19 protein-coding genes are annotated in these 20,802 nt (G+C 68.8%); 15 read left to right on the top strand and 4 right to left on the bottom strand.

Annotation, left to right across the window (positions count from 1 at the left end; translation table 11 throughout):
- The first annotated feature begins 19 nt into the window (after window positions 1-19).
- The 4 genes from LIU39_RS10115 to LIU39_RS10100 all read left to right on the top strand — a co-directional run bounded on the left by LIU39_RS10115 (window position 20) and on the right by LIU39_RS10100 (window position 3,864).
- The gene (locus LIU39_RS10115; protein WP_227046288.1) at window positions 20-946 is read left to right on the top strand and encodes a fumarylacetoacetate hydrolase family protein; all 927 of its coding nucleotides are present in this window, start codon (window positions 20-22) and stop codon (window positions 944-946) included.
- A 56-nt stretch (window positions 947-1,002) separates the two neighbouring features.
- On the top strand, window positions 1,003-1,728 hold the full coding sequence (locus LIU39_RS10110; protein WP_227046372.1) for a maleate cis-trans isomerase family protein: 726 nt from the start codon (window positions 1,003-1,005) through the stop codon (window positions 1,726-1,728).
- 89 nt (window positions 1,729-1,817) lie between these two features.
- Complete coding sequence (locus LIU39_RS10105) at window positions 1,818-3,440, top strand: AMP-binding protein (RefSeq protein WP_227046287.1); 1,623 nt, start codon at window positions 1,818-1,820, stop codon at window positions 3,438-3,440.
- Window positions 3,441-3,453: 13 nt separating this feature from the next.
- Window positions 3,454-3,864, top strand: a complete 411-nt coding sequence (locus tag LIU39_RS10100; protein ID WP_227046286.1) for an SDR family oxidoreductase — start codon at window positions 3,454-3,456, stop codon at window positions 3,862-3,864.
- Window positions 3,865-3,954: 90 nt separating this feature from the next.
- Here the strand turns inward: LIU39_RS10100 and LIU39_RS10095 are convergent, their stop codons facing one another.
- Window positions 3,955-4,875, bottom strand: coding sequence for a LysR family transcriptional regulator (locus tag LIU39_RS10095; protein ID WP_227046285.1), 921 nt, complete (start codon window positions 4,873-4,875; stop codon window positions 3,955-3,957).
- A 78-nt stretch (window positions 4,876-4,953) separates the two neighbouring features.
- On the opposite strand from LIU39_RS10095, the gene LIU39_RS10090 reads away from it, so the two are divergent.
- From LIU39_RS10090 to LIU39_RS10080, 3 genes are all read left to right on the top strand, one after another.
- Window positions 4,954-6,216, top strand: coding sequence for an MFS transporter (locus LIU39_RS10090; RefSeq protein WP_227046284.1), 1,263 nt, complete (start codon window positions 4,954-4,956; stop codon window positions 6,214-6,216).
- A gap of 161 nt (window positions 6,217-6,377) precedes the next feature.
- Window positions 6,378-7,028 (top strand): cyclase family protein, encoded by a 651-nt coding sequence (locus LIU39_RS10085; RefSeq protein WP_227046283.1) that lies wholly within the window; start codon window positions 6,378-6,380, stop codon window positions 7,026-7,028.
- Window positions 7,029-7,059: 31 nt separating this feature from the next.
- Entirely contained in the window at window positions 7,060-7,980 is a 921-nt protein-coding gene (locus LIU39_RS10080) for a LysR family transcriptional regulator (protein WP_227046282.1), read from the top strand.
- A gap of 7 nt (window positions 7,981-7,987) precedes the next feature.
- Here the strand turns inward: LIU39_RS10080 and LIU39_RS10075 are convergent, their stop codons facing one another.
- Window positions 7,988-8,578 (bottom strand): pyridoxamine 5'-phosphate oxidase family protein, encoded by a 591-nt coding sequence (locus LIU39_RS10075; RefSeq protein ID WP_227046281.1) that lies wholly within the window; start codon window positions 8,576-8,578, stop codon window positions 7,988-7,990.
- A 790-nt stretch (window positions 8,579-9,368) separates the two neighbouring features.
- Here LIU39_RS10075 and LIU39_RS35230 point away from each other — a divergent pair.
- From LIU39_RS35230 to LIU39_RS10055, 4 genes are all read left to right on the top strand, one after another.
- Window positions 9,369-10,334: an iron-containing redox enzyme family protein gene (locus LIU39_RS35230; RefSeq protein ID WP_227046280.1), complete on the top strand. Its 966-nt coding sequence runs from the start codon at window positions 9,369-9,371 to the stop codon at window positions 10,332-10,334.
- Complete coding sequence (locus LIU39_RS10065) at window positions 10,334-11,290, top strand: fatty acid desaturase family protein (RefSeq protein ID WP_227046279.1); 957 nt, start codon at window positions 10,334-10,336, stop codon at window positions 11,288-11,290. The genes LIU39_RS35230 and LIU39_RS10065 overlap by 1 nt, the downstream gene beginning before the upstream one ends.
- Before the next feature lie 92 nt (window positions 11,291-11,382).
- A complete protein-coding gene (locus LIU39_RS10060; protein WP_227046278.1) occupies window positions 11,383-11,664 on the top strand; it encodes a hypothetical protein in 282 nt (93 codons plus the stop codon).
- Window positions 11,665-12,140: 476 nt separating this feature from the next.
- Window positions 12,141-12,338 carry a hypothetical protein gene (locus LIU39_RS10055; RefSeq protein ID WP_372463836.1) on the top strand — a complete coding sequence of 66 codons (198 nt, stop codon included), beginning with the start codon at window positions 12,141-12,143 and terminating at the stop codon, window positions 12,336-12,338.
- A gap of 30 nt (window positions 12,339-12,368) precedes the next feature.
- Here the strand turns inward: LIU39_RS10055 and LIU39_RS10050 are convergent, their stop codons facing one another.
- Window positions 12,369-13,856 (bottom strand): DUF4334 domain-containing protein, encoded by a 1,488-nt coding sequence (locus LIU39_RS10050; protein WP_227046277.1) that lies wholly within the window; start codon window positions 13,854-13,856, stop codon window positions 12,369-12,371.
- Between the two features lie 226 nt (window positions 13,857-14,082).
- Here LIU39_RS10050 and LIU39_RS10045 point away from each other — a divergent pair, with 226 nt between their 5' ends.
- The 4 genes from LIU39_RS10045 to LIU39_RS10030 all read left to right on the top strand — a co-directional run bounded on the left by LIU39_RS10045 (window position 14,083) and on the right by LIU39_RS10030 (window position 18,861).
- Window positions 14,083-15,687, top strand: a complete 1,605-nt coding sequence (locus tag LIU39_RS10045; RefSeq protein ID WP_227046276.1) for a prenyltransferase/squalene oxidase repeat-containing protein — start codon at window positions 14,083-14,085, stop codon at window positions 15,685-15,687.
- A complete protein-coding gene (locus LIU39_RS10040; protein WP_227046275.1) occupies window positions 15,684-17,075 on the top strand; it encodes a cytochrome P450 in 1,392 nt (463 codons plus the stop codon). Before LIU39_RS10045 ends, LIU39_RS10040 begins: the two co-directional genes overlap by 4 nt.
- Window positions 17,076-17,119: 44 nt before the next feature.
- The gene (locus LIU39_RS10035) at window positions 17,120-17,908 is read left to right on the top strand and encodes an SDR family NAD(P)-dependent oxidoreductase (RefSeq protein ID WP_227046274.1); all 789 of its coding nucleotides are present in this window, start codon (window positions 17,120-17,122) and stop codon (window positions 17,906-17,908) included.
- 455 nt (window positions 17,909-18,363) lie between these two features.
- The gene (locus LIU39_RS10030; protein WP_227046273.1) at window positions 18,364-18,861 is read left to right on the top strand and encodes a hypothetical protein; all 498 of its coding nucleotides are present in this window, start codon (window positions 18,364-18,366) and stop codon (window positions 18,859-18,861) included.
- A gap of 319 nt (window positions 18,862-19,180) precedes the next feature.
- Here the strand turns inward: LIU39_RS10030 and LIU39_RS10025 are convergent, their stop codons facing one another.
- Entirely contained in the window at window positions 19,181-20,740 is a 1,560-nt protein-coding gene (locus tag LIU39_RS10025) for a multicopper oxidase family protein (protein WP_227046272.1), read from the bottom strand.
- Window positions 20,741-20,802 lie beyond the last annotated feature (62 nt).

Here is a 20,802-nt window from a genome sequence, read left to right as displayed (position 1 = left end):
CGAATCAAGGAGTTTGGCCATGCTGCTGGTCAGCTACACCCACGACGGCGGCGCCGCGCCCCGCCTGGGCGTACGGCGCGACGACACCGACCCCGCCGTCATCGACGTCGCCGCCCTCACCGCCGCGCACGGCGACCGGATCCCCGGCCTCGGCAGCGCCCCGGCGAGCGTCCTGGACGTCATCCACGCCGGGCCCGAAGCCGTCGCCGCCCTGACCGAACTGCTGGCCGGGCCGGTCCCCGAGGCCGCCCTGCGCGCCGCGGCCGACGTCACCCTCGCCGCCCCGCTGCGGCCCGGCAAGATCGTCGGCGTCGGCCTCAACTACACCGAGCACGTCGCCGAATCGGCCCGCACCCTCGACACCGACAACGCGCTCCCACAACGGCCCGTCCTGTTCAGCAAGCCCGCCACCGCCGTCACAGGCCCCGGCGCGCCCGTCCTCCACAACGGCGACCTGACCGCCCAGCTCGACTGGGAATGCGAACTCGCCGTCGTCATCGGCAGGACCGCCCGCAGGGTGCGCCCCGAGGACGCCATCGACCACGTCTTCGGCTACAGCATCGTCAACGACATCAGCGCCCGCGACCAACGCCGCTCGGGCCAGTGGTTCTACTCCAAGGGCCAGGACTCCTACGCCCCCTTCGGCCCCGCGGTCCGCACCGCGGCGACGGTCCCCGACCCGCACGCCCTGGACCTCTCGCTGCGCGTCAACGGCGAGGTCAAGCAGAAGTCCAACACCCGCTACATGCTCTTCCGCATCCCCGAACTCATCGCCGACATCACCGCGGGCATGACCCTGGAGCCCGGCGACGTCATCGCCACCGGCTCACCGGCAGGCGTCGGCGCCAGCTTCGTACCGCAGCAGTTCCTCACCCCCGGCGACATCGTCGAAGCGACCATCGCCACCATCGGCACCCTGCGCAACCCCGTCGTGGACGCCCGGTGACCGGCCGCCCCCGCACCTTCCGCGTCGGCCAGATCGTGCCCAGCTCCAACGTCACCATGGAGACCGAGATCCCGGCGCTCTTCCGGGCCCGCCAGACCGTCGCACCCGAGCGGTTCACCTTCCACTCCAGCCGGATGCGGATGAAGGAGGTACGCGCCGAGGAACTGGCCGCCATGGACGCCGACTCCACCCGCTGCGCCGCCGAACTCTCCGACGCCCGCGTCGACGTGCTCGGCTACGCCTGCCTCGTCGCGATCATGAGCATGGGCCGCGGTTACCACCGCGCATCCGAGCGCAAGCTCGCCGAGGTGACCGCCCGCAACGACGCCCCGGCGCCCGTCGTCACCAGCGCCGGGGCCCTGGTCGGCGCCCTGCACACGATGGGCGCCCGCTCGGTCACCCTCGTCGCCCCCTACCTGCGGCCGCTCACCGACACCGTCATCGGCTACCTCCGCAAGGAAGGCATCGCCGTCGGCGACCACACCGCGCTCGAAATCCCCGACAACCTCAAGGTCGCCGCACACGACCCGGACGACCTGCTGACCGTCGTCCGCGCCCTGGACCACACCGACGCCGACGCGGTGGTGCTCTCCGCCTGCGTCCAACTGCCGTCCCTGGACGTGGTGGAGCGGGCCGAACAGGAACTGGGCAAGCCCGTCCTGTCCGCCTCGATCGCCACCGCGCACCAGATGATGCGCGCCCTCGGCCTGCCCGCCCTCGCCCCCGGCGCAGGCCACCTGCTCTCCGGCGCCTACGCACACACCCCGCTGCACACCGGCTGACCCCGGCCCCGCGGTGGCCGCCCACCGGTAGGACGGCCCGCCACGGCACCCCGTCCCGCGCTCAGGACACCCAGAAGGGAGCGCTGCCCGTGCAGCTCTCACCGTCCGCGCACACCGACACGTTCTGCCGCGACAACCTGCCGCCCGCCGACGACTGGCCCGCACTCCGCTTCGACCTCCCCGAACTCCGCTACCCCGAACGTCTCAACTGCGCCGCCGAACTCCTCGACGGCACCATCCGCCGCTACGGACCCGACCGCCCCTGCCTGCGCACCCCCACCGAGACCTGGAGCTACGGCGACCTGCGGCAGCACACCGACCGCATCGCCCGGCTGCTCACCGATGACCACGGCCTCCAGCCCGGCAACCGCGTCCTGCTCCGCGGCCCCAACACCCCCTGGCTGGTGGCCTGTTGGCTCGCCGTCGTCAAGGCGGGCGGAGTGGTCGTCACCACCGTGCCACTGCTGCGGGCCGGCGAGATCGCCCCGCTGATCGACCTCACCCGCCCCGCCCTGGCCCTGTGCGACCACCGCTTCACCGAAGCCCTGCGCACCGCCGCGGGCGACCGGCTGCCCGTCCTGCCCTACGGCGCGGACGACCCCGCCGACCTCACCGTCCGCGCCGCCGCCAAGCCCGACGGCTTCACCGCCGTCGACACCGCGGCCGACGATGTCGTCCTGCTCGGCCCGACCTCCGGCACCACCGGCAGGCCCAAAGCCACCATGCACTTCCACCGCGACGTTCTCGCCATCGCCGACACCTTCTCCCGCCACATCCTGCGCCCGCAGCCCGACGACCTGTTCACCGGCACCCCGCCCCTCGGCTTCACCTTCGGCCTCGGTGCGCTCGCCGTCTTCCCTCTCCGGGCCGGCGCCGCCACCCTCCTCCTGGAACGCGCCACCCCCACCGAACTCGCCGACGCCGCCGCCGCACACCGTGCCACCGTCCTGTTCACCGCACCCACCGCCTACAAGGCGATCCTCGCCGCCGGCCGGGCCCGCGCACTCAAGGACGTACGGCGCTGCGTCTCGGCCGGCGAACACCTGCCGCTCAGCGTGTGGGAGGAGTACCGGCGCACCACCGGCATCCGCCTCATCGACGGCATCGGCGGCACCGAAATGCTCCACATCTTCATCAGCGCCGCCGACGACACCATCCGCCCCGGCGCCACCGGCCGCGCCGTTCCCGGCTTCCGCGCCGCCGTCCTCGGTGACGACGGCCACCCAGTACCCGACGGCACCCCCGGCAGACTCGCCGTCCAGGGCCCCACCGGCTGCCGCTACCTCGCCGACGACCGCCAGCGCACCGCCGTCCGCAACGGCTGGAACCTCACCGGTGACACCTACGTACGCGACACCGACGGCTACTTCTGGTTCCGCGCCCGCGACGACGACATGATCATCTCCGCCGGCTACAACATCGCAGCCCCCGAAGTCGAAGAAGCCCTCCTCACCCACCCCGACGTCACCGAAGCCGCGGTCATCGGCATCCCCGACCCCGCCCGCGGCACCATCGCCAAGGCATACGTCGTCCTCAGACCGGGCGTGCACGGCGACCCGGCCAAGGCAACCGAACTCCAGGACTTCGTCCGCCACACCATCGCCCCGTACAAATACCCCCGCGCCGTGGAGTTCGTCGCAGAGCTGCCCCGCACCGCCACGGGGAAGATCCAACGGCACCGGCTACGGGCGGGCGGGGGCGGCACAGGCTGAGCGAGGGCAGCGCGTGTCTGGCAGGTTCAGGGCGGGCCGGTGCCGGCTCCGGCGTGGGGCCACCGCCCGCGCCTTCGCCCGATCCGGCGCCGCGGTCGCCCTGGCCGATGTCAACGAATCCGCCGTGAACACGGCCGCCAAGCAGCTCACCGACGAAAGCCACCAGGTGCTCGCCCTCACCTGCGACGTCACCGAAGAGGACCACGTGGCCACCGCCGTCGACCGCACGGTGGAAACGTTCGGTCGCCTCGACACGGCCTACAGCAACGCCGGTATCCAGATCCCGCCCGCCGACGCCGCCGACGAACCCGCCGAGCAGGTCGACCGGGCCAACGCCGTCAACCGTGCCCGCGCGCATCGGCCACGTCGTCAGGCTGCGGTGCACCACCCTCCGCGTCCGGTCGCGAGCGCCCCCTACACCTGAACCGCGGCCCCGCCGCTGGGCGGGGCGGTGTTTCGCAGTGGACGTGTCGTGGAGGCCCGTGGGGTTCTCACGGCTCAGCCCCCTGCGAAGTCACCGCGCCTTCGGCCTCTCCGCCGGTGCGTCGGACCATTCGGCTCGGGCGAGTGCGGTGAGTGTGCGCAGAGCGGAGGTGGGCTGGCGGTCTTTGTGGAGAACGAGATAGACGCCGAGGCCGGGATGGGAGGTCCACGGCAGTGCTGTGAGTTTGCCGCGACCGATTTCGTCGGCGACCGTGGTGCGCGGCAACAGAGCCACGCCCAGGCCGGCCTCGGCACACCGCTTGAGGGCCTCTGTGCTGACGAACTCCATGGTGGCCGGGCGGACCGCGGCCTGTCTCAGTTCACGATCCATCACCTCGCGCTGTGCGCAGCCCTTCTCGATGAGCAGCAGCGTCTCCTCGGCGAGATCCACGGTGCGGACGACGTCGCTCCGGGCGAGGTGATGTTCCGGCCCGGCGACCAGGCGCAGTTCCTCCTCCGCCAGCCGGTCGGCGGTCACCATGGGCCCGCTCACCTCCTCCTCCAGGAGAAAGCCGGCGTCGAGGGAGCCCTCGCTGAGCGAGGCCATCAGTGAGGTTCTGCTCGCCGCGCCGAACGCCACCTGGAGGAGCGGAAAGCTGTTCTTCAACGCTCGCAACACCGGTGGCAGGCGGTGCGCGCACAGGCTCTCCGGCGCGGCGATGCGCAAGGTGCCGCGTACTCGCCCTGGATCACCGCCCGCTCCTTGCACCGCCTCCGTGGCCTGCTCGGCGTAGTTCAGGAGGTTCTGGGCGTGATTGCGAAGCTCACGGCCCGCGTCGGTGAGCACGACCCGGCGGCCGAGCCGGTCGAAGAGCGGCACACCGAGGTCCCTCTCCAGGGCTTTGATGTGCGCCGTGACGCTGGACTGCACGTAGCCCAGCTCCTGCGCGGCGCCGGTGAAATTCAGCCGCTGGGCCACCACGACAAAGGTCGAGAGATGCTTCAGCTCCACAGACCAATCGTATTCTCGAATGGAAGCCATCGCAATCGTTCGTTGGACGCGATTGACGTAAACCGTAAAACTGCTGGCATGCCCCTATCCACCACACAGCGTCGCCGGCCCTCCGCCGGTGACGAGCGCACCGGCCTGGCCGGACGAGACTTCCTTCTGCTGCTCGCCGCGACGCTGGGCACCTTTTCCAACTACGCGCCGCTGTTGTCGGTCGCTCCGCTGTGGTCCGCTCGGGGCGGCTCCGGAAACGCCGGGGTGGGTGCCGCGACCGGCGTGACGATGGCGACGACGGTGGGCGTGCAGCTGTGCATGAGGTGGCTGCTGCGGCGGATGAGCCTGCGCCGGACCCTGGTGGTCGGAGCACTGCTGCTGGGGCTGCCCACCTTCGCGTATCCCCTCTCGGCCGGACTGGGCTGGGTGCTGGCGGTCTCGGCCGTGCGGGGTGTCGGCTTCGGAATGGTCGCGGTGGCCGGCAGCGCACTGGTGGCCGAACTGATCCCGGCACACAGCAGGGGCCGGGCTGTCGGCTGGTACGGCGTCGCCGTCGGTCTGCCCCAGGTTCTCTGCCTGCCACTGGGAGTGTGGCTCGCCGAGCACATCGGCTTCACCCCGGTCTTCCTCGCGGCCGGCGCACTCAGTGTGCTGGCCGCCCCGCTGGCCGCGGCGATCAGGACACGGCCCCGTCCGGAGGGGCCGAGCGGAAACCGGGCCGCCAAGTCGGACGAGGTGCCCCTGCGGCCCTTCGGCCGGCCCTTCACCGTCCTGATCACCGCTGCATGCGCGCTGGGCGGGGTGACGTCGTTTCTCCCTCTGGCACTCAGCGAGCCCTCAGCCGCACCGGTCGCACTGTTTCTGCTTTCCGGCGCTGTCGTCGTCGGGCGATGGGTGGCGGGCGTCTTCAGCGACCGGGCGGGCACCGGGCGCCTGCTGGTTCCCAGCGTGCTGGCCTGCGTCGTGGGTATGGGCGGCTTCGGGCTGGCCACCGCGCCGTTCGGCTACGGCGCGGTACTGTCCGCGGCCGCAGCCGTCGTCTACGGCCTGGGCTTCGGCGCCCTTCAGAACGACACACTGGTGATCATGTTTCGCCGTGCCGGTCCCCACGGCCACGGGGCAGCCAGCACAGCGTGGAACATGGCCTACGACGCCGGCACGGGGATCGGTGCCGTGGCCGTCGGACTCACTTCTCACGCTCTGGGAGTCGATGGCTCCTTCACCGCCGCCGCGGTCCTGATACTCCTGGCCGCCCCGCTCGCACTCCGCGACGCGCGCACCGAACACCGCAGTGGGGATCCGTCTGCCGACGAGCGTCAGGCCGAGACTCCGACCCACATGCCGCAGTAAGCCAGTTGGCCGGAACGCGACGGGCCTCCTTGTGCAGGCCCAGACCTTTCAGCGATCGTTGTCCATTACATAGAAGAGAAGGTGGATCCTTCATGGTGAACAGTTCCCCTCCGTCTCGGTCGCAGGGAGCCTTCCGTCACGGTGGCCCCGGAGACGTGTTCGTGGACCTCAGCCACGAGATCGTTCCCGGCGCGACAGCCTATCCAGGGATGCCGCAGCCGGTACTCACCGATCACATCTCCCGCGAGCAGTCGCGGGAGATGTATGCGCCGGGAACTGAATTCCATCTGGGAAAGCTCTGTCTGGTCGGCCAGACAGGGACGTACATGGACGTCCCCTTCCATCGCTTCGCGGATGGCTACGACCTCACATCCCTCGACCTGGCCCGAGTTGCCGGCGTACCCGTCACCGTGATCGAAACGGACAAGCAGACGATTCCTCCGGAGTGCTTCGCGCAGTCCGATCTGCGGGGCCGTGCCGTCCTCATCAGGACCGGTTGGTCACGGTACTGGGCCACAGACACCTACGAGAACGGTCAGCACCCCCACCTGTCCGCCGAAGCCGCCGCGTTGCTCGCCGAAGCCGACCCGGCGCTCGTGGGAATCGACTCCCTCAACATCGACGCCACACATATACGTGAACGCCCGGCGCATACGGAGCTGCTCGGTGCGGGCATCCCGGTGGTCGAACATCTCACCAATCTCTCCCTCGTCCCGGAGGGAGGGGGAAGGTTCACCGCTGTTCCCATCAAGGTCGCCGGTCTTGGCACGTTCCCGGTGCGCGCGTTCCTCGAATACTCCCGATGGGCCTGACGTGTCGTCGGCCCCCGACGAGAGCGGGACAATGGCCAACCTACAACAGCTCAGGACATTGGATTCCGTACGATGCCACGGCGGAATCCATGCCGCGGCCAAGGCATTACATTTATCCCCGTCTGCGGTATCCCAGCAGATCAAGGCACTGAGTTCGGAATGCGGTTTTCCGCTTGTGGAGCCGGAAGGACGCGGGATACGTCTGACAGACGGCGGTTCAGTGATTGCTCAGGTCGCGTCGAAGATCGCTGACCTGTGGGAGACATCCGTCTCGGAGCACCAGGAGAACGGAGCGGCACAGCCTCGCAGCAAACCATGCGTCAAACTCGGAGCCTTCCCCTCGGCGATGGGAAACTGCGTACTCCCCGCTCTCGGAGTCGGCCATGGACTCCCCTTCAGCCTTGAGCTATACGAAACGAGCCCACACGAGGGTCGTGACCTCGTGCAGGCCGGCAGTCTGGATGCCGCAATCTCCATACAGGAGGCAGCCGAACCCGAGGACGTACGCTTCCGCACGGTGCCGCTGCGACACGAAGCTTTCGTACTCGTCGGCCCGCCGAAGCTGCTTTCCTCCGCGATCCGCTCCGGCTCGGATTCGCTGTCCGCTTTTCCCTGGGTACTGCCACGCGTCGGCTCTGACTGTGATCGCCTTGTCACCTCGCACTTCGCACGCCACGGCGTCCTCACCCGGACGGTCGGCCGCACGGACGACTGGATCCTGGCACAGGAGATGGCCTTGGCCCTTCAGGCGATCACCTACATCCCCTCTTCGGAACTGGTGCGACGGGACGGACTGACACGGTCGGTGGATGTCGCCGGCATACCGGCCCCGGCACGAACCGTGGTTCTGGTGGCCAAGTCCTCGGCGGCGGTGTCGAGCTGGTTTCTCATCCTGCGGCAGCGCCTCAAACGCGCGTACTCGCGGACCTCAGCCCTCGCGCACAGCAGTTGAAGACCTGTCAAGAATTCCGCAGACGCACCAGACCCTGATACTCATCCTTGAGTTTCCATTCCGGGTCGGGCGGGGCGTGGTGAGGACGGGGGACGTGCGCCGAGTATTGCCCCACACGCACGTCATGCAAGTAGCGGGGGCAATTTTCGAATACCTGCCGCACGTGAACCTCAACCACGGCATCCGCTTCCGGAAACGAGGCGAGAAGTCGGCTGTCTGTTGATACCTGCGCCGTGCCGTTTACGCGCAACTTGATCGGCTTGTCATAGTCGATGAACAGCATTCCAACCTGAGGGTTGTCGAGAATGTTACCCAAGCTCCGGAACATGCCGTTTCCGTCGTAGCTGGGAAAGCGAAGCAGGCCGGGATGGGGAACCTGGACGAACCCGGGCAGACCACCCTTGTAAGAGCAGTCGGGGTAGCCGTCGGCGTCAGCTGTCGCCAAGTAAAAGCAATCCGCCTGCCGGAGCATCGTGGCTGCAGTCTCGTCCAGATGGTCGGTTACGTACTTGCCGGCGATGTGATCTGCCAGCCGTTGCGTACGCAGGGTTTCCTGCATACGCAAAGCCCCTTCGCGGTAGAAGCTCCGTTCCGTCATCAATGCCTCCCTTGTCCGGCCCCCTGCATGCTCACACGGAAATCTTCCCGTCGCGCCGGCTTCCTGCAATGATTGTTTAAGCTTTTAGCATGGTGGCCTATGTGTCCCGTGCGTGACATTTGCGGGCGCTACGCCAAGCGGAATGATCGATTCACCCCACGGATGCGCAGCAGCAGGACGCCGAGAGGCGGATCATGCCCGTGGCCTCAGCGAGTGGATCATTCTCATCTTCTGTTGTGTCCGGGTCTCCCTCGGCGGGCGGCGGAAGAATACTTCACAGTTGCTCAACGCGGCTCGGTCTGGGCTCGTGGCCCACGTGAGACGTGCCGACAGCGACGGCACTCCGTCTTCCGCATGTCTGCTGACGGCCAGGTGGAGGGTGTTGCGCCGAAGCCATATGTGCGACAGATGCCAATCAGCCATCTCGACGATGAACTCCTGCGCTGCGGACCTACGACCCGATCGAGTGCAGGAATCACCCACAGTGCCTGCTCCGTGGCCGGCGCGGACCACGTCATCACCCTGCTCGTCGCCAAGGACGGCGTCGACAACGGAGAAAGCGACATTTGCCACGCAGGAATCCGTCGGCGGATCCACTCGACAACACGGATAAACCCGGAGGAAGTATCTGTTCGCCGATGACGAGCAGGCACTGCGCCGATGCGACACCATTCACCCTCATCGAGACGGGGAATCCGGGCTATCGAGGCGTCTTCAGTGACGTCAACACACGCGGTGTGGAGCCGCGTTGAGTAACCACGGCATTCGCTTTGACAGAGAGGAAAGAATCGTGACATTCACCACCGTGGGGACGGCGGTCGCCGCCTCGCACACCGAGCAGATCAGCAGGGCATTTCCGCGGCAGGGCGCACCTGACCCAGTGGCGAGGGAAGCTCTTCTCAGCCGGCTGCACGCCTACTACGTGGCCTACATGGGCGGTCCCGAGGATTTTGCCAGCATTCCGCGACTCAATGCAAGCCGTGAAATCGTCGAGATCGAGGACGCTTGGCTGGCATGGGAGGACGCACAAGTCGATACGGCCGCGCTTCCCGAAAACGGCGCGGTCTTCCACGACTGGTTCCTGGAAGTGGCGGCACAGCACACGCAGCCGGACTTCTGCAATTACCTGGCCGACGAAGCAAGCATGGAGGAGATGGCGCTGTTCTTCATGGGCGAAGAGCTCGTCGACAGCAAATTCGACGACCTCATGGCCATGGTGCAGATCGGCACAGAGGGACACACCAAGCTCACCATCGCGGAGAACTATTGGGACGAAATGGGGGAGGGGAACATCGATCACGTCCACACCCGCATGTTCGAGCACTCCGCCGTCTACATGCGCAAGCGGTTGGCTGAAGCCGGCATCGGCCGCGAGGCGCTCTTCTGCCCCGAAGCCTTCGAGAACGCCAGCATGCTCCTGATGTATGGCATCCACCGCCATCTCAACCCTCGCGCGCTCGGGGCGATGGGAGTACTGGAGCAAAGCGCTTCACCCCGCTTTCAGGCCATGGTCGACGGATGCAACCGTCTCGGCGTGCCTGCGGACGTCATCGACTACCAGCGAGTGCACGTTCAGGTCGATGCCGACCACGGCGCCGAATGGTTCGAAGGCGTCTTCCTGCCGCTGGTCAACCGTTCGCCGGAACTCCTGAGGGAGATCTCCTTGGGCGTGGCCACCCGTGTGCGCGTGGCTAACGCCTACTACCAGCGGATCTGGGACGCCATGCGCGGTTTGCCGAAGCGAGGGGAAGGGTGATGACCACCGCGGCATCGAAAAAGCCACCACAACTGCTCTTCCGCAAGAGCCGGGTCTCAGGCCGGGACGAAGCGGTCTTCATCTTCAAATTGGCTCTGGCCATCGGCCTCACCGTGGCCGGCGGGTACCTCGCACTGAGACCGAATTGGCTCATTGCGCTGGCCGGCGCACTACTTCTCGGCGCGCTTTACACCCACATGGTCGAGCTCCAGCACCAGTGCCTGCATCACTCGGCCTTCCGATCCTCAAAACTCCACCGTCTGGTGGGAGTTCCCCTCGGCATCCCCCTGCTGGTCTCCTTCAGCCACTACCGGGTCAGGCACCTGCAACACCACCGGTATCTGGGCACTCCGCAGGATTCGGAGTTCTTCGGGTTCGACACTCGCAAACCGATCACTTCGGGAATGCTGCTTCGAGGCTTGCTGGACTACTCGCGGATTGTCATCGTGCTCCGCGATGTTCTGCGCAGCTGGTCCGGTAGCTGGTCCTACGACATTGGCCAGATCGCCGAGCGGCGGCGAAGGGAAATCATCGCTGAGTACCGGCTGATCGGCCTGATAGTGGTCGCCGTCGTGATCGCCACCGCCTCAGGTTTCGGCGGGCCTGTTCTCCGGCTGTGGGTTCTCCCGCTGGCCTTCGCCGTGCCCATGCACTTTCTGGTGGAGATACCGGAACACCTGCTGTGCGAGTCCGACACCACGGATGTCCTGCGAAACACCCGCTCGATCCGCGGCAGTTGGCTGACCACATGGTTCACCAACGGGAACAACCTTCATGTCGAGCACCACGCAGCGATGGTCGTACCGATCAACAGGCTCAGGGAACGGCATCCCGAGGTCGAAGAACACGCCATTTACGTCGAGCGGAATTACGCCGGCTTCTTCCGCAAAGTCGCTGCTGTCGCGTGGGCTAACCGCAAGGGGATCACTGGCTCCGAGCCCGAGAGGAGTGCCTGATGGCTGGGCGAAGGCGCAGGATCCAGATCTCAGGAAGTGCTGTACGCCACGCCGCCCTGCTGTGTACAGAAGCTGTGCCTGACGCGGTACGGATGTCCTGCGTTGATGACGTCGTCCGGATCGAAGTGCCGGAAGCCGATTTCTGCATCCACCTGGAGACGGTGGCGGACGAGGTGACACGGCTCCGCTTTCACGTCACCTTCCGGGAGGACAAGCCCGCGGGTGGTACGTGGTGGTCGAGCCGGGAGATCGAGGTCCCCGCCAGACCAGGATCCTCGTCGGTGGGCCAGGTTCTGGCCACCGAGATACGTCACAGTCGGCACTCGTTCACGCACGCAGTCAGCGAGGCACCACCCCTGGCGTTCACGGCCTGAGTGCCGGGAAGCAAGGCGCCCACCCGCGGCCGACAGCGTGGCCGCGCGGTCCAAGAACCAAGCCTGAACCAGAACTACCTGAGCTTGGCGTTCAAGCTCCGCCCGTGGTCAGCCCGTTGAGTTGGCCACGGGCTTCACCGTTCTGCAGACAGCAGGGCGGCCTCTGCCTGATCATGTCTTCTCGCTGAAGTCGACGTTGATCACGACAAAGGTCGTGGCGGGCACGGCGCCTTGCACCACGGGCGGCTGGATGTGACGCGGCTGAGCAGGACACCGGCCGGCCGCGATCACCAGCCCGGACCGGCTGTTCTGTCACACCTACGGACGCGAGATCACTGTCACCGCCGTGCAGCTGCGCGAGGTGGTCGAGCGCCTACGCGCGGCCGGGCACTGGACGGCCGGCGACCTCCCCATCTCGTCATCCTCCATGCCGGCTACGACATCATCCGCCTGGCATTCCCATTGGCCGACCTGCGGTGGAACTGCTGGGCCGACGCCCGGCCTGGGCCGACCACCCCGTCGGCGACCTCCCGGTCATCCCGGGCACGGTCATCCGGCTGCAGGTCGACCACCTGCCCGGGAACCGCGACCCCAAGCCGGTGTGGCTGTGGTGGTCGGGCGTCGATGCCGCGGCTGCAGACGTGGACCGGCTCTGGAAGTCGTTCCTGCGATGAGCTGTCCACCAGGCCCGACTCACGGGTGCGCTATCCGCCGTTGCCGGACGGCTGGGGCGTAGGCGCGGGGACGCGGGTGAGGTGGAAGATGAAGTCCTCGGGGTCGCCCTTCTTGTCCATCACGCACAGCAGGACATCGTCGGTGAGCCGGCGGAAATGGTCGATGATGGGCAGCTGGTCGTAGACCATCGCCGCGGACTGCTTGCCGCGGTAGACGACCTCACGCAGCGTCGCCAGGCCCATCTCTTCCTTCGAGTAGACCGTCCCCTCCTCGTCGCGGCACAGCAGCGGCTCCACGTGATCGGCATCGACGAATCGCTTGCCGTACCACCGCATCTCGGCCAGCAGCGCGGCGTTCGCGCTGGTGTGCTCGAAGCCGCCGCCTCGCCACGTGCCGATGAGGAGAGCGGTGCCGACCGGTTCGAGCCGGTCGAAGAGCTCCGCCAGCTTCGTGTGGTCGTACTCCCCTCCGGACGCGATGGTGTCCAGAACTTCCTGCTCGACGTGCTCGATGCTCATGGGCGGGATCTTCCTCGGTTCGGGGACGGGGGATGTGCGCCGGATGTGCGCGGTGCTGCCCGGCAGCAGAGCGGCAGCAGCCCGGCCGGGCCGTACGGGGTCGAAGCGGTGGTACATCCGCGCATGCCAGAGCACCACCCGCTCCAGCGCCACCGCGGAACCGTACCCGGCGGCGGTGAGCGGAGCCAGGGCGCGTCGGCAGTCCTCAAGCCCCGCCTCGGCACGCAGGTACGCCTCCTGCTCGCTCAGGCCGATGGTGAGTGCGTCGGTCTTGCCCTCGGCCTGTTCCCGGTGGTGGCCACGCAGATCGTTGAGCAGGCGAATCGCGATGGCGGCCTGTCGCAGTGCGCCGAGCAGCTCGGGAAGGCGCCGGGGCAGATCCGGCTCGTCCATCAGGGCCCACAGGGCGGTGACCTGCTGTTCGACGCCGATGGTCCAGGCGCCGTGCCGTAGATAGTCGGCGAGTTGGGACGCACGGCTGCCGGCGGCGGCCGTCGGCCGGGCCGCCTCGCGTTCGCGCCGCATGCCGATGAGCGTGTGATGCATGCTTTCCCGCCAGACGGCGAGGAGCTCGGGCCGACCGTCGCGGTCCAGGCCCCCGGCGATATCCGCCAGAGCGCGCGCTACGGGATCACCGCCGCAGTGGCCGCGCCCCGCGAGGACGCGGTGCCAGGTCCGGATGCGGGCCTGGGGCTCGTCCGGGCCCACGGAGTCCGGCGCTTGCGGCACCGCCGATGTATCCGGCGCGTCCAGGACGTTGTCGATCGCCATCAGCCAGAGGGTGAGCCGGGATACCTGGTAGCAGGTCTCCGCAGGTAACCACGGTGTGAAGAACGCCGTCTGAAGACACATCAGGGGTACGAGTGCGGGGTCCACGGGCAGCCCGAGCTCTTTGAGCCAGATCTCCAGCCGCGGCATGTTCTGCAATGCGGCGGAGCATGCATCCGCTATGGAGATGATCTCTTGGGGAGGGTGGCCGACGGGTAACGAGGTGTCCACGCCGTCAGGTTACGCCCCGCGCTCCCGCGTGCGGCCCGACGTCCGCGTACTGCGGCACGCACCGGCAGTTCACCCTCACCCGGACCCGTGCGTACGCCCGCAGCCCGCTCGCCCCGCCGGCACCTGGCAGGGGCACAGCGGGCCGGGCGGTCCTCCACATTGAGTCACGCATACGCGGCAGGGCAGCACGAACGGAACCACCGGAACCAGGAGGAACAGAGGCCGGATGTCAACGGATCGTGGGGTACTGCCCATACCGGACGGGGACTTGTCGCCCACGCTCGCACCACGTGTCGGACGTGCGCTCGCCCTCGCCACCGGACATGCTCTCGCCACCCAGCGCGACAACGGCTCATGGCTGGCCACCCCCGCCCCTCGCATCACCGAGACCGCACTGTGCACACTGGCCCTGGCTCACTCATCACACCCCGGCGCCGACCGGGCAGCCGGGCGGGGCAGGGCCTGGCTCGCGGACGGCGCCGCCCCGCAGAACCACCATCCCGTGGCCCACGCCGTGGAGACCGCGCTGCTGTCCCTGGCGCTGGACACCGACGACCCCGTCGACGTGAGCCACCCCTCCTTCGCGGACCAGGCCCTGTCGGCCCGCGCCCGGCTCCTCCAGGCCATCGCCCTGCACACCGGTCGGGCGATCCACAGCGACACCAAAGCCGAAGCGCTGCGGACCCTGCTGGCCACCGCAGTCGCAGCCGGAGGACAGCTCAAGCGCTGGACACAGGTGGAACTCTGGTCCGCACACGTGCTGGTGGAGACCCACTTCGGCGACCGGATATCCGCCCGGCGCACCGCCCGTAGGATCGCCCACCAGCAATCCCCCTCGGGCGACTTCTTCGCCAATCCCGTCACCACCGCTCTCGCGGCGCTCGCGCTCCAGGCCGTCGACCCTGACACGGCTGCCGCCCGCCGCTGCACGGAGTACCTGCTCAGCAGCCAACTCCCGGACGGCACCTGGCGCTTTTCCACCAGCGATGTCTGGGACACCACCTTGACCGTACGCGCCTTCCACAGCGCGGCTGCCTTCGACCGTCACGCGCTGCCGGCCGCCCTCACGTTCCTGGTCGCGGCACAGAACCCGGACGGCGGCTGGCCCTACCGCTCGGGCGTCGAGTCCGACAACGACACCACCGCGGCGGCCCTGATCGCTCTGAGCGGCGTAAGCGGCGCACCCGGCGCGACGGTACAGGCCGGGCTGCGTCACCTGGCCCGACAACAGACGGCCGACGGGCTCTGGCGGACCTGGCAGTCCGCACAGGACCCTCCGGTGGACGACGTGATCGCCCATGTCGTCACCGCACTGGACCGCCACCGCGGGCGCCACCGCGTTCAGTTGGCCACGGCGCGCAGCTGGCTCGCCGACCGCCTCGCCGAGTGGGGACGCTGGCACGCCGGGTGGTACCAGGGCCTGCCGTACGCCACCGCCGAGGTCCTGCCCGCTCTCGCCCCCGCAGCGCGCCAGGGCGGCCATCCCGCCGCCCGAGCCCTGGCCGAAACCCGTAATCCTGACGGCGGTTGGCCCGTCGAGGCGGACGGTCCGAGCACCCCCGCCGCCACCGGCCTGGCACTCGCCGCCCTCGAACGAGGCGGCCTGCTCGCCGGGACATACGAGGCATACGAGAAAATCTGGGTGCCAGGGCTCGACTACCTTGTGCAGACCCAGCACGACGACGGCACCTGGCCGGGCGTACCTCTCATGTACGGTCCGCGACCGCTCCTCACCCACAGCCCCACCCACACCCATGCGTTCACCGTCGACGGCCTCTTCGCCGGACAGCGCCAGCTCCGAAGCGCTGCGGGGAGAGCGGGGACGGCGTGAGGAACATCGATGCACCGCTGACCGGCGGCCAGGGACGTCCCCGCACCGATGCCCCTGTGCGCGCCCCCGTCGCCCCCGGCCGCATGCCGCTGGTCGGCCACGCCCCACGGATGCGCAGGGACGCTCTGCGCTTCGTCAGCGGGCTGCGGCACCACGGACCGATGACGAAGATCTACATCGGCCCGCGACCGGTCCACATCGTCAACGCCCCCGAAGTCGTACGGGAGCTGCTGACCGCTCACGCTCGTTCCTTCGACAAGGGCGGGATGTTCGACGCCCTGCGCATACCGCTGGGCGACGGGCTGATCACCGCCGCAGGCGACCGCCACCTGTGCCACCGCCGTCTGATGCAACCCGCCTTCCACCACGACCGGATCGCCCGCTACGCCCGCGTCATGTCCGAACGGTCCCTGGCGCGGTCCGCCGCCTGGGAGCCAGGGACCACCCTCGATCTGGTGCCGGAGATCCACCGCCTGACCCTCGACATCCTGCTGCGCACCCTCTTCGCGGATCCCCACGACCCCGACCTGCACACCGCCGTCAAGGGCTGGCTGTCCGTCAAGTACCACTCCATGCGCCTGGCCCTGTCCCCGCTGCACGCCTGGGCGGAACGCCTCCCGCTGGTGCCGGGGTGGCGCCCTCCGGATCCCGGCCCGCTGCGGCGGCTGGTGGCCGTCCAGCGCCGGATCATCGAGACCTACCGCGCCGACGGCCGGGACCGCGGCGATCTCCTCTCGATGCTCCTGCTGACAGGCGGCCCGCAAGGCTCCCTGACCGACGCCGAAGTGACCGACGAACTGATCACCCTCTTCCTGGCCGGCACCGGCACCGTCAGCGCGTCCTTGGCCTGGACGCTGTACGAGATTTCCCGCCGCCCCGAGGTCCAACGGCGGCTCCACGAGGAACTCGACACCGTTCTCGCCGGACGGCCCCCCGGCTTCGAGGATCTGCCCGCGCTGGTCTACACACGGCAGGTGCTGGCCGAGACGCTGCGGCTGCATCCGCCTTCTTGGCTGCTGATGCGCCGCGCGGCACAGCCGGTCACCCTCGGCGGCGTACGGCTCTCGCCGGGGGCCGAGGTGTTCTTCAGCCCGTACGCCCTGCACCGCGATCCGCAACTGTACGAGAACCCGGAGCATTTCGACCCCGGGCGCTGGCCGCCCGACGCCGCCGCGAAGGCGCCGCGCCATACCTACCTGCCGTTCGGAGCGGGCAGCCGACTGTGCATAGGCGAAGACTTCGCCTGGACTGAACTGACCCTGGCACTCGCCGCGTTCACCACTCGGCGGAGCCTGACACCGGCCGACACCACTCCCGTACGGCCCTTGGTCGGCACCGTCCTGCGCCCGGACCGGCTGCTGCTCACGGCGCGCCCTCGCCCGAACTGACCCTCCACCCTTCTCCTCTCCCTCCCGTTGCCAAGGAGCCGCACATGCCAGCGCACGCACAGCCATCAGGCGACCCCGCTGCGCACCCCGGCCGGCTGCGGGACCGCGTAGCCCTGGTGACCGGCGGTGCCTCCGGGATCGGCGCGGCGTGTGCCCGGCGACTGGCCGCGGAGGGGGCGGCGGTGGTGGTCGCGGACCTCGACGAGGACGGTGCGGCCCGTGTGGCCGGGCAGCTCACCGCGTCCGGTGGCACCGCCCTGGCCCGCCGGGTCGACGTCACCGACCCGGACAGCGTCACCCGCGTCGTCGAGGAAGCCGCCGCCCTGCGTGACGGCCTGCACATCGCGGTCAACAGCGCCGGATTCAACGGCCCCCTCAGCCCCCTGGCCGAACTCCCGCTCGCCGACTTCGACACCGTGATGAGGGTGAACCTGTATGGCGTCTACCACGCGATGCGCTGCCAGCTTCCGGCGATGGCCACCACAGGCGGTGTCATCGTCAACCTCGCCTCCATAGCCGCACATGCGGCCTTCCGCGGCCATGGCCCCTACGCCGCCGCCAAACAGGGCGTCCTCGCCCTCACCCGAACCGCGGCCCGCGAATACGCCGACCACGGCATCCGTGTCCTGTCGGTATCGCCGGGCATCGTCGACACCCCGATGGTCGCCTCACTCCCTTCCTCGGCCACCGATGGTCTCCTTGCCTCCGTTCCCTTGCGGCGCACCGCCCAGCCGACCGAGGTTGCCTCCCTCATCGCATTCCTGGTGTCCGACGACGCCTCGTACGTGACGGGCAGCGACCACGTGGTCGACGGCGGCTATCTGGCCAAATGACGGTGCAGGCCGCAGGGCGTGCGGCCTGCACCGGGGCACGCTGCTGTGTTGGTCGGTCGGTGGTGCGGCTGCGGGGCTTGGGGAGGGCGACCAGGGCCACCGCGCCGAGGCATACGTCGTCCTCAGTCCGGGCGTGCACGGAGATGAGGCCAAGACGGCCGAACTCCAGGACTTCGTCCGCCACACCATCGCCCCGTACACGTACCCCGCGCCGTGGAGTTCGTCGCAGAGCTGCCCCGCACCGCCACGGGGAAGAACCAACGGCACCGGCTACGGGCCGGCGGGGGCGCGAGGGGGGGCACGGCTCGGCATGTGGCTCCGCCGCCCTGCCCGTTGACGCGTACACGCAATCGGCCTCACACTGTGCGCGATTTCATCCCCCGTCTTGGGAGCATCCGATGCGCGCTCGTACCGCAGCACTTGCCTCAGCCACGGCCGCCGCAGCGATCCTGACGATGACGCAGGCCAGCGCCAGTCCGGCGGCAAAGGCCGAGACTCCCGCCCAGTGGTGTACGAAGCAGGGCGGCGAACCGGCCACCTACGTCCCCTGGGTGGGCCAGCAAGGGCAGGCCCTTCCGCTGGGTGGGGAGCGGGAATTCTGCCGCTGGGTCGCCGAGGACAAGAGCGACATGGTCATCGCCGCCGACACTCTCTCCGCCGGCAAGCCCACTCTCGCCGCGCTCGCGTACGTCAACAAGCCCAAGCCCAAGGGCGGCGGCACCGGTCAGCCGGCGCACGACTACTGCACCCAGCTCGGCGGCACCTGGAAGTACAGCGACAAGCCCGACGTCGGCGGCTGGGCCGAGAAAGGTGCCGGGAACGAGCGTCTCCACGACCCGTGCATGTTCGCCGACGGCTCCGCCATCAGCGCCTGGGGCCTGCTCTACCACACCAACGGCGTCATCCGCGGCGCCGATCTGACCAAGAAGTTCAAGGCCGACATCCCGAACTGACCGATAGGCGGGCCTGTCTCGGTCGCCGTCACACAGTTCCTCGCCGACCTGCTGCCATCCCCGCACCTCGACGCCCTGCACTCCCAAGGCTCCGAACGGCAGTGGAACCGCAGTTGACCGCGCCGGCGATCGAGTACGGGATCGCCCCCCCGTGCGGCGCGGCCGTCCTCTCACGGTCGGCGGTCAGCGCTCCGGCACAGCCGGCTCACCGCGTTCGTTCTGCGGCTTGTCCGGTTCTGCCGGCGTCCCCGCAACGGGAACGGGGCGTGCCGGGGCAGGTCCGGTGTAGTCCTGCCCCGGCGCGTGTGGGCAGGGAGTCTCAGGCTTGGTAGGCCACGAGGGACATCATCCCGGCCTCGCCGTGATACGCGTTGTGGCAGTGCAGCATCCACCGGCCCGGATTGTCGGCGTCGAAGATGACGGAGACCTTCTGCTCGGGCAGCACGATCGTGGTGTCCTTGCGCGGGCCCGTGCTACCGAGTTGGTAGGTGTGGCCGTGCAGGTGCATCGGGTGCCACATGTCGGTCGTGTTGACGAAGTCGAGCCGGACCCGCTGGCCCTCCTCGACCAGGAGCGGGTTCGCCGTCGGGTTCGCCATGGTGAACCGCTCGCCGTTGACGGCCCAGTTGTACTTCTCCATGCCGCCGGTCAGCTCGACGCGGTGCACCCGGTCGACCTTCTTCGGCCTCAGCCGCACCTCATCGGCCGCGCGCAATTCGGCGGCGGTCATGATCACGCCGTCCAGTTCCTTCGGGCGTACGGTCGCCTCCGGCGCGGTGCCCGAGCCCGTGCGGAGCAGCGCCATACCGCTCGCGCCCTTGCCTTCGGCGAGCGCGACGAGCGGGAAGACACCGTCGCCGAGGGTCACCAGGACGTCGTACCGCTCGCCCATGCCGATCAGCAGGGCGTCAACCTGCCGGTGGTCGACCGGAAAGCCGTCGGTGTGCGTAATGGTCATCTTGTGCCCGCCGACCGCGACCCGATAGGCAGTGTCGCCGCCCGCGTTGATGAGGCGCAGGCGCACCCGCCGGCCCGGCTTACCGGTGTAGACGGAGGGGTCGGCCGGGACCTTTCCGTTGATGAGGTGGTACGTGTACTTCACGTCTCCGGCGTCACCACCGAGCAGCTTGCTGCGGGCCCCCATGAGCATGAACTTCATCGGCATGCCGCTGGAGGCGGACGCCGATGGGGAGGCGCTCATCCCCTCCGTGCTGCCGCCGCTCATGGCCATCCCGCCCATGCCCTGCGTGAGTTCGGCGAACGCCTCGTCCGGTGTGCCGGCCACCCCGTCCAGCCAGTCATCCAGCACAACGACCCACTCGTCGTCGTACGACAGCGGTTCCTTGGGGTCCTCGACGATCAGAGGGGCGTACAGGCCGCGGTCGAGCTGGAGACCGACATGGGGGTGGAAGAAGTATGTGCCGGGTGCGTCGGCGATGAAGCGATAGGTGAAGGTGGAGCCGGCGCGCACCGCGGCCTGGGTGGCAGGCGGCACGCCGTCCATGTCGTTGCGCAGTGCGATGCCGTGCCAGTGGAGGGAGGTCATGGTCTTGTCCGGCAGCTGGTTGGACAGCTCGGCCGCCACGGTGTCGCCGGCGGAGACGCGGATCGCCTTGCCGGGGGTCCGGCCGTTGAAGGCCCAGGACTTGGCCGTGATGCCGCCGCCCAGGTCGAGCACGGCGGGCGCGGCGGTCAGACCGACGCGGCTCACCTTGCCTGTGCCGGACCGCTTCTTCTCGGCACGGGCGACCTCGGACCCCGAAGGGCTGACGAGGGAGGGGGACTTGCTGGACCTGTTGCTGCTGCAGGCGGCGAGCGCGCCGGCGCCTGCCACGCCGAGTCCGGCGAGCAGGACGGAGCGGCGGTTGACGCTGTTCACGGGGCCTCTTCTCAGTGCGCGAGGGAATGCGCGAGGTGCGTTCGGGCGGTGTCCGGAAACGG

It is taken from the genome of Streptomyces pinistramenti, from assembly GCF_020564935.1.
Classification (GTDB): domain Bacteria; phylum Actinomycetota; class Actinomycetes; order Streptomycetales; family Streptomycetaceae; genus Streptomyces; species Streptomyces pinistramenti.
This window is presented reverse-complemented; position numbering and strand designations above follow the sequence as displayed.

Excerpts from the sequence above, each read along its gene's own strand:
- LIU39_RS10115 (WP_227046288.1), top strand. The coding sequence starts at position 20 with ATGCTGCTGGTCAGCTACACCCACGACGGCGGCGCCGCGCCCCGCCTG.
- LIU39_RS10110 (WP_227046372.1), top strand. The coding sequence starts at position 1,003 with ATGGAGACCGAGATCCCGGCGCTCTTCCGGGCCCGCCAGACCGTCGCA.
- LIU39_RS10090 (WP_227046284.1), top strand. The coding sequence starts at position 4,954 with ATGCCCCTATCCACCACACAGCGTCGCCGGCCCTCCGCCGGTGACGAG.
- LIU39_RS10080 (WP_227046282.1), top strand. The coding sequence starts at position 7,060 with ATGGCCAACCTACAACAGCTCAGGACATTGGATTCCGTACGATGCCAC.
- LIU39_RS10075 (WP_227046281.1), bottom strand. The coding sequence starts at position 8,578 with ATGACGGAACGGAGCTTCTACCGCGAAGGGGCTTTGCGTATGCAGGAA.
- LIU39_RS10065 (WP_227046279.1), top strand. The coding sequence starts at position 10,334 with ATGACCACCGCGGCATCGAAAAAGCCACCACAACTGCTCTTCCGCAAG.
- LIU39_RS10060 (WP_227046278.1), top strand. The coding sequence starts at position 11,383 with ATGTCCTGCGTTGATGACGTCGTCCGGATCGAAGTGCCGGAAGCCGAT.
- LIU39_RS10045 (WP_227046276.1), top strand. The coding sequence starts at position 14,083 with ATGTCAACGGATCGTGGGGTACTGCCCATACCGGACGGGGACTTGTCG.
- LIU39_RS10035 (WP_227046274.1), top strand. The coding sequence starts at position 17,120 with ATGCCAGCGCACGCACAGCCATCAGGCGACCCCGCTGCGCACCCCGGC.
- LIU39_RS10030 (WP_227046273.1), top strand. The coding sequence starts at position 18,364 with ATGACGCAGGCCAGCGCCAGTCCGGCGGCAAAGGCCGAGACTCCCGCC.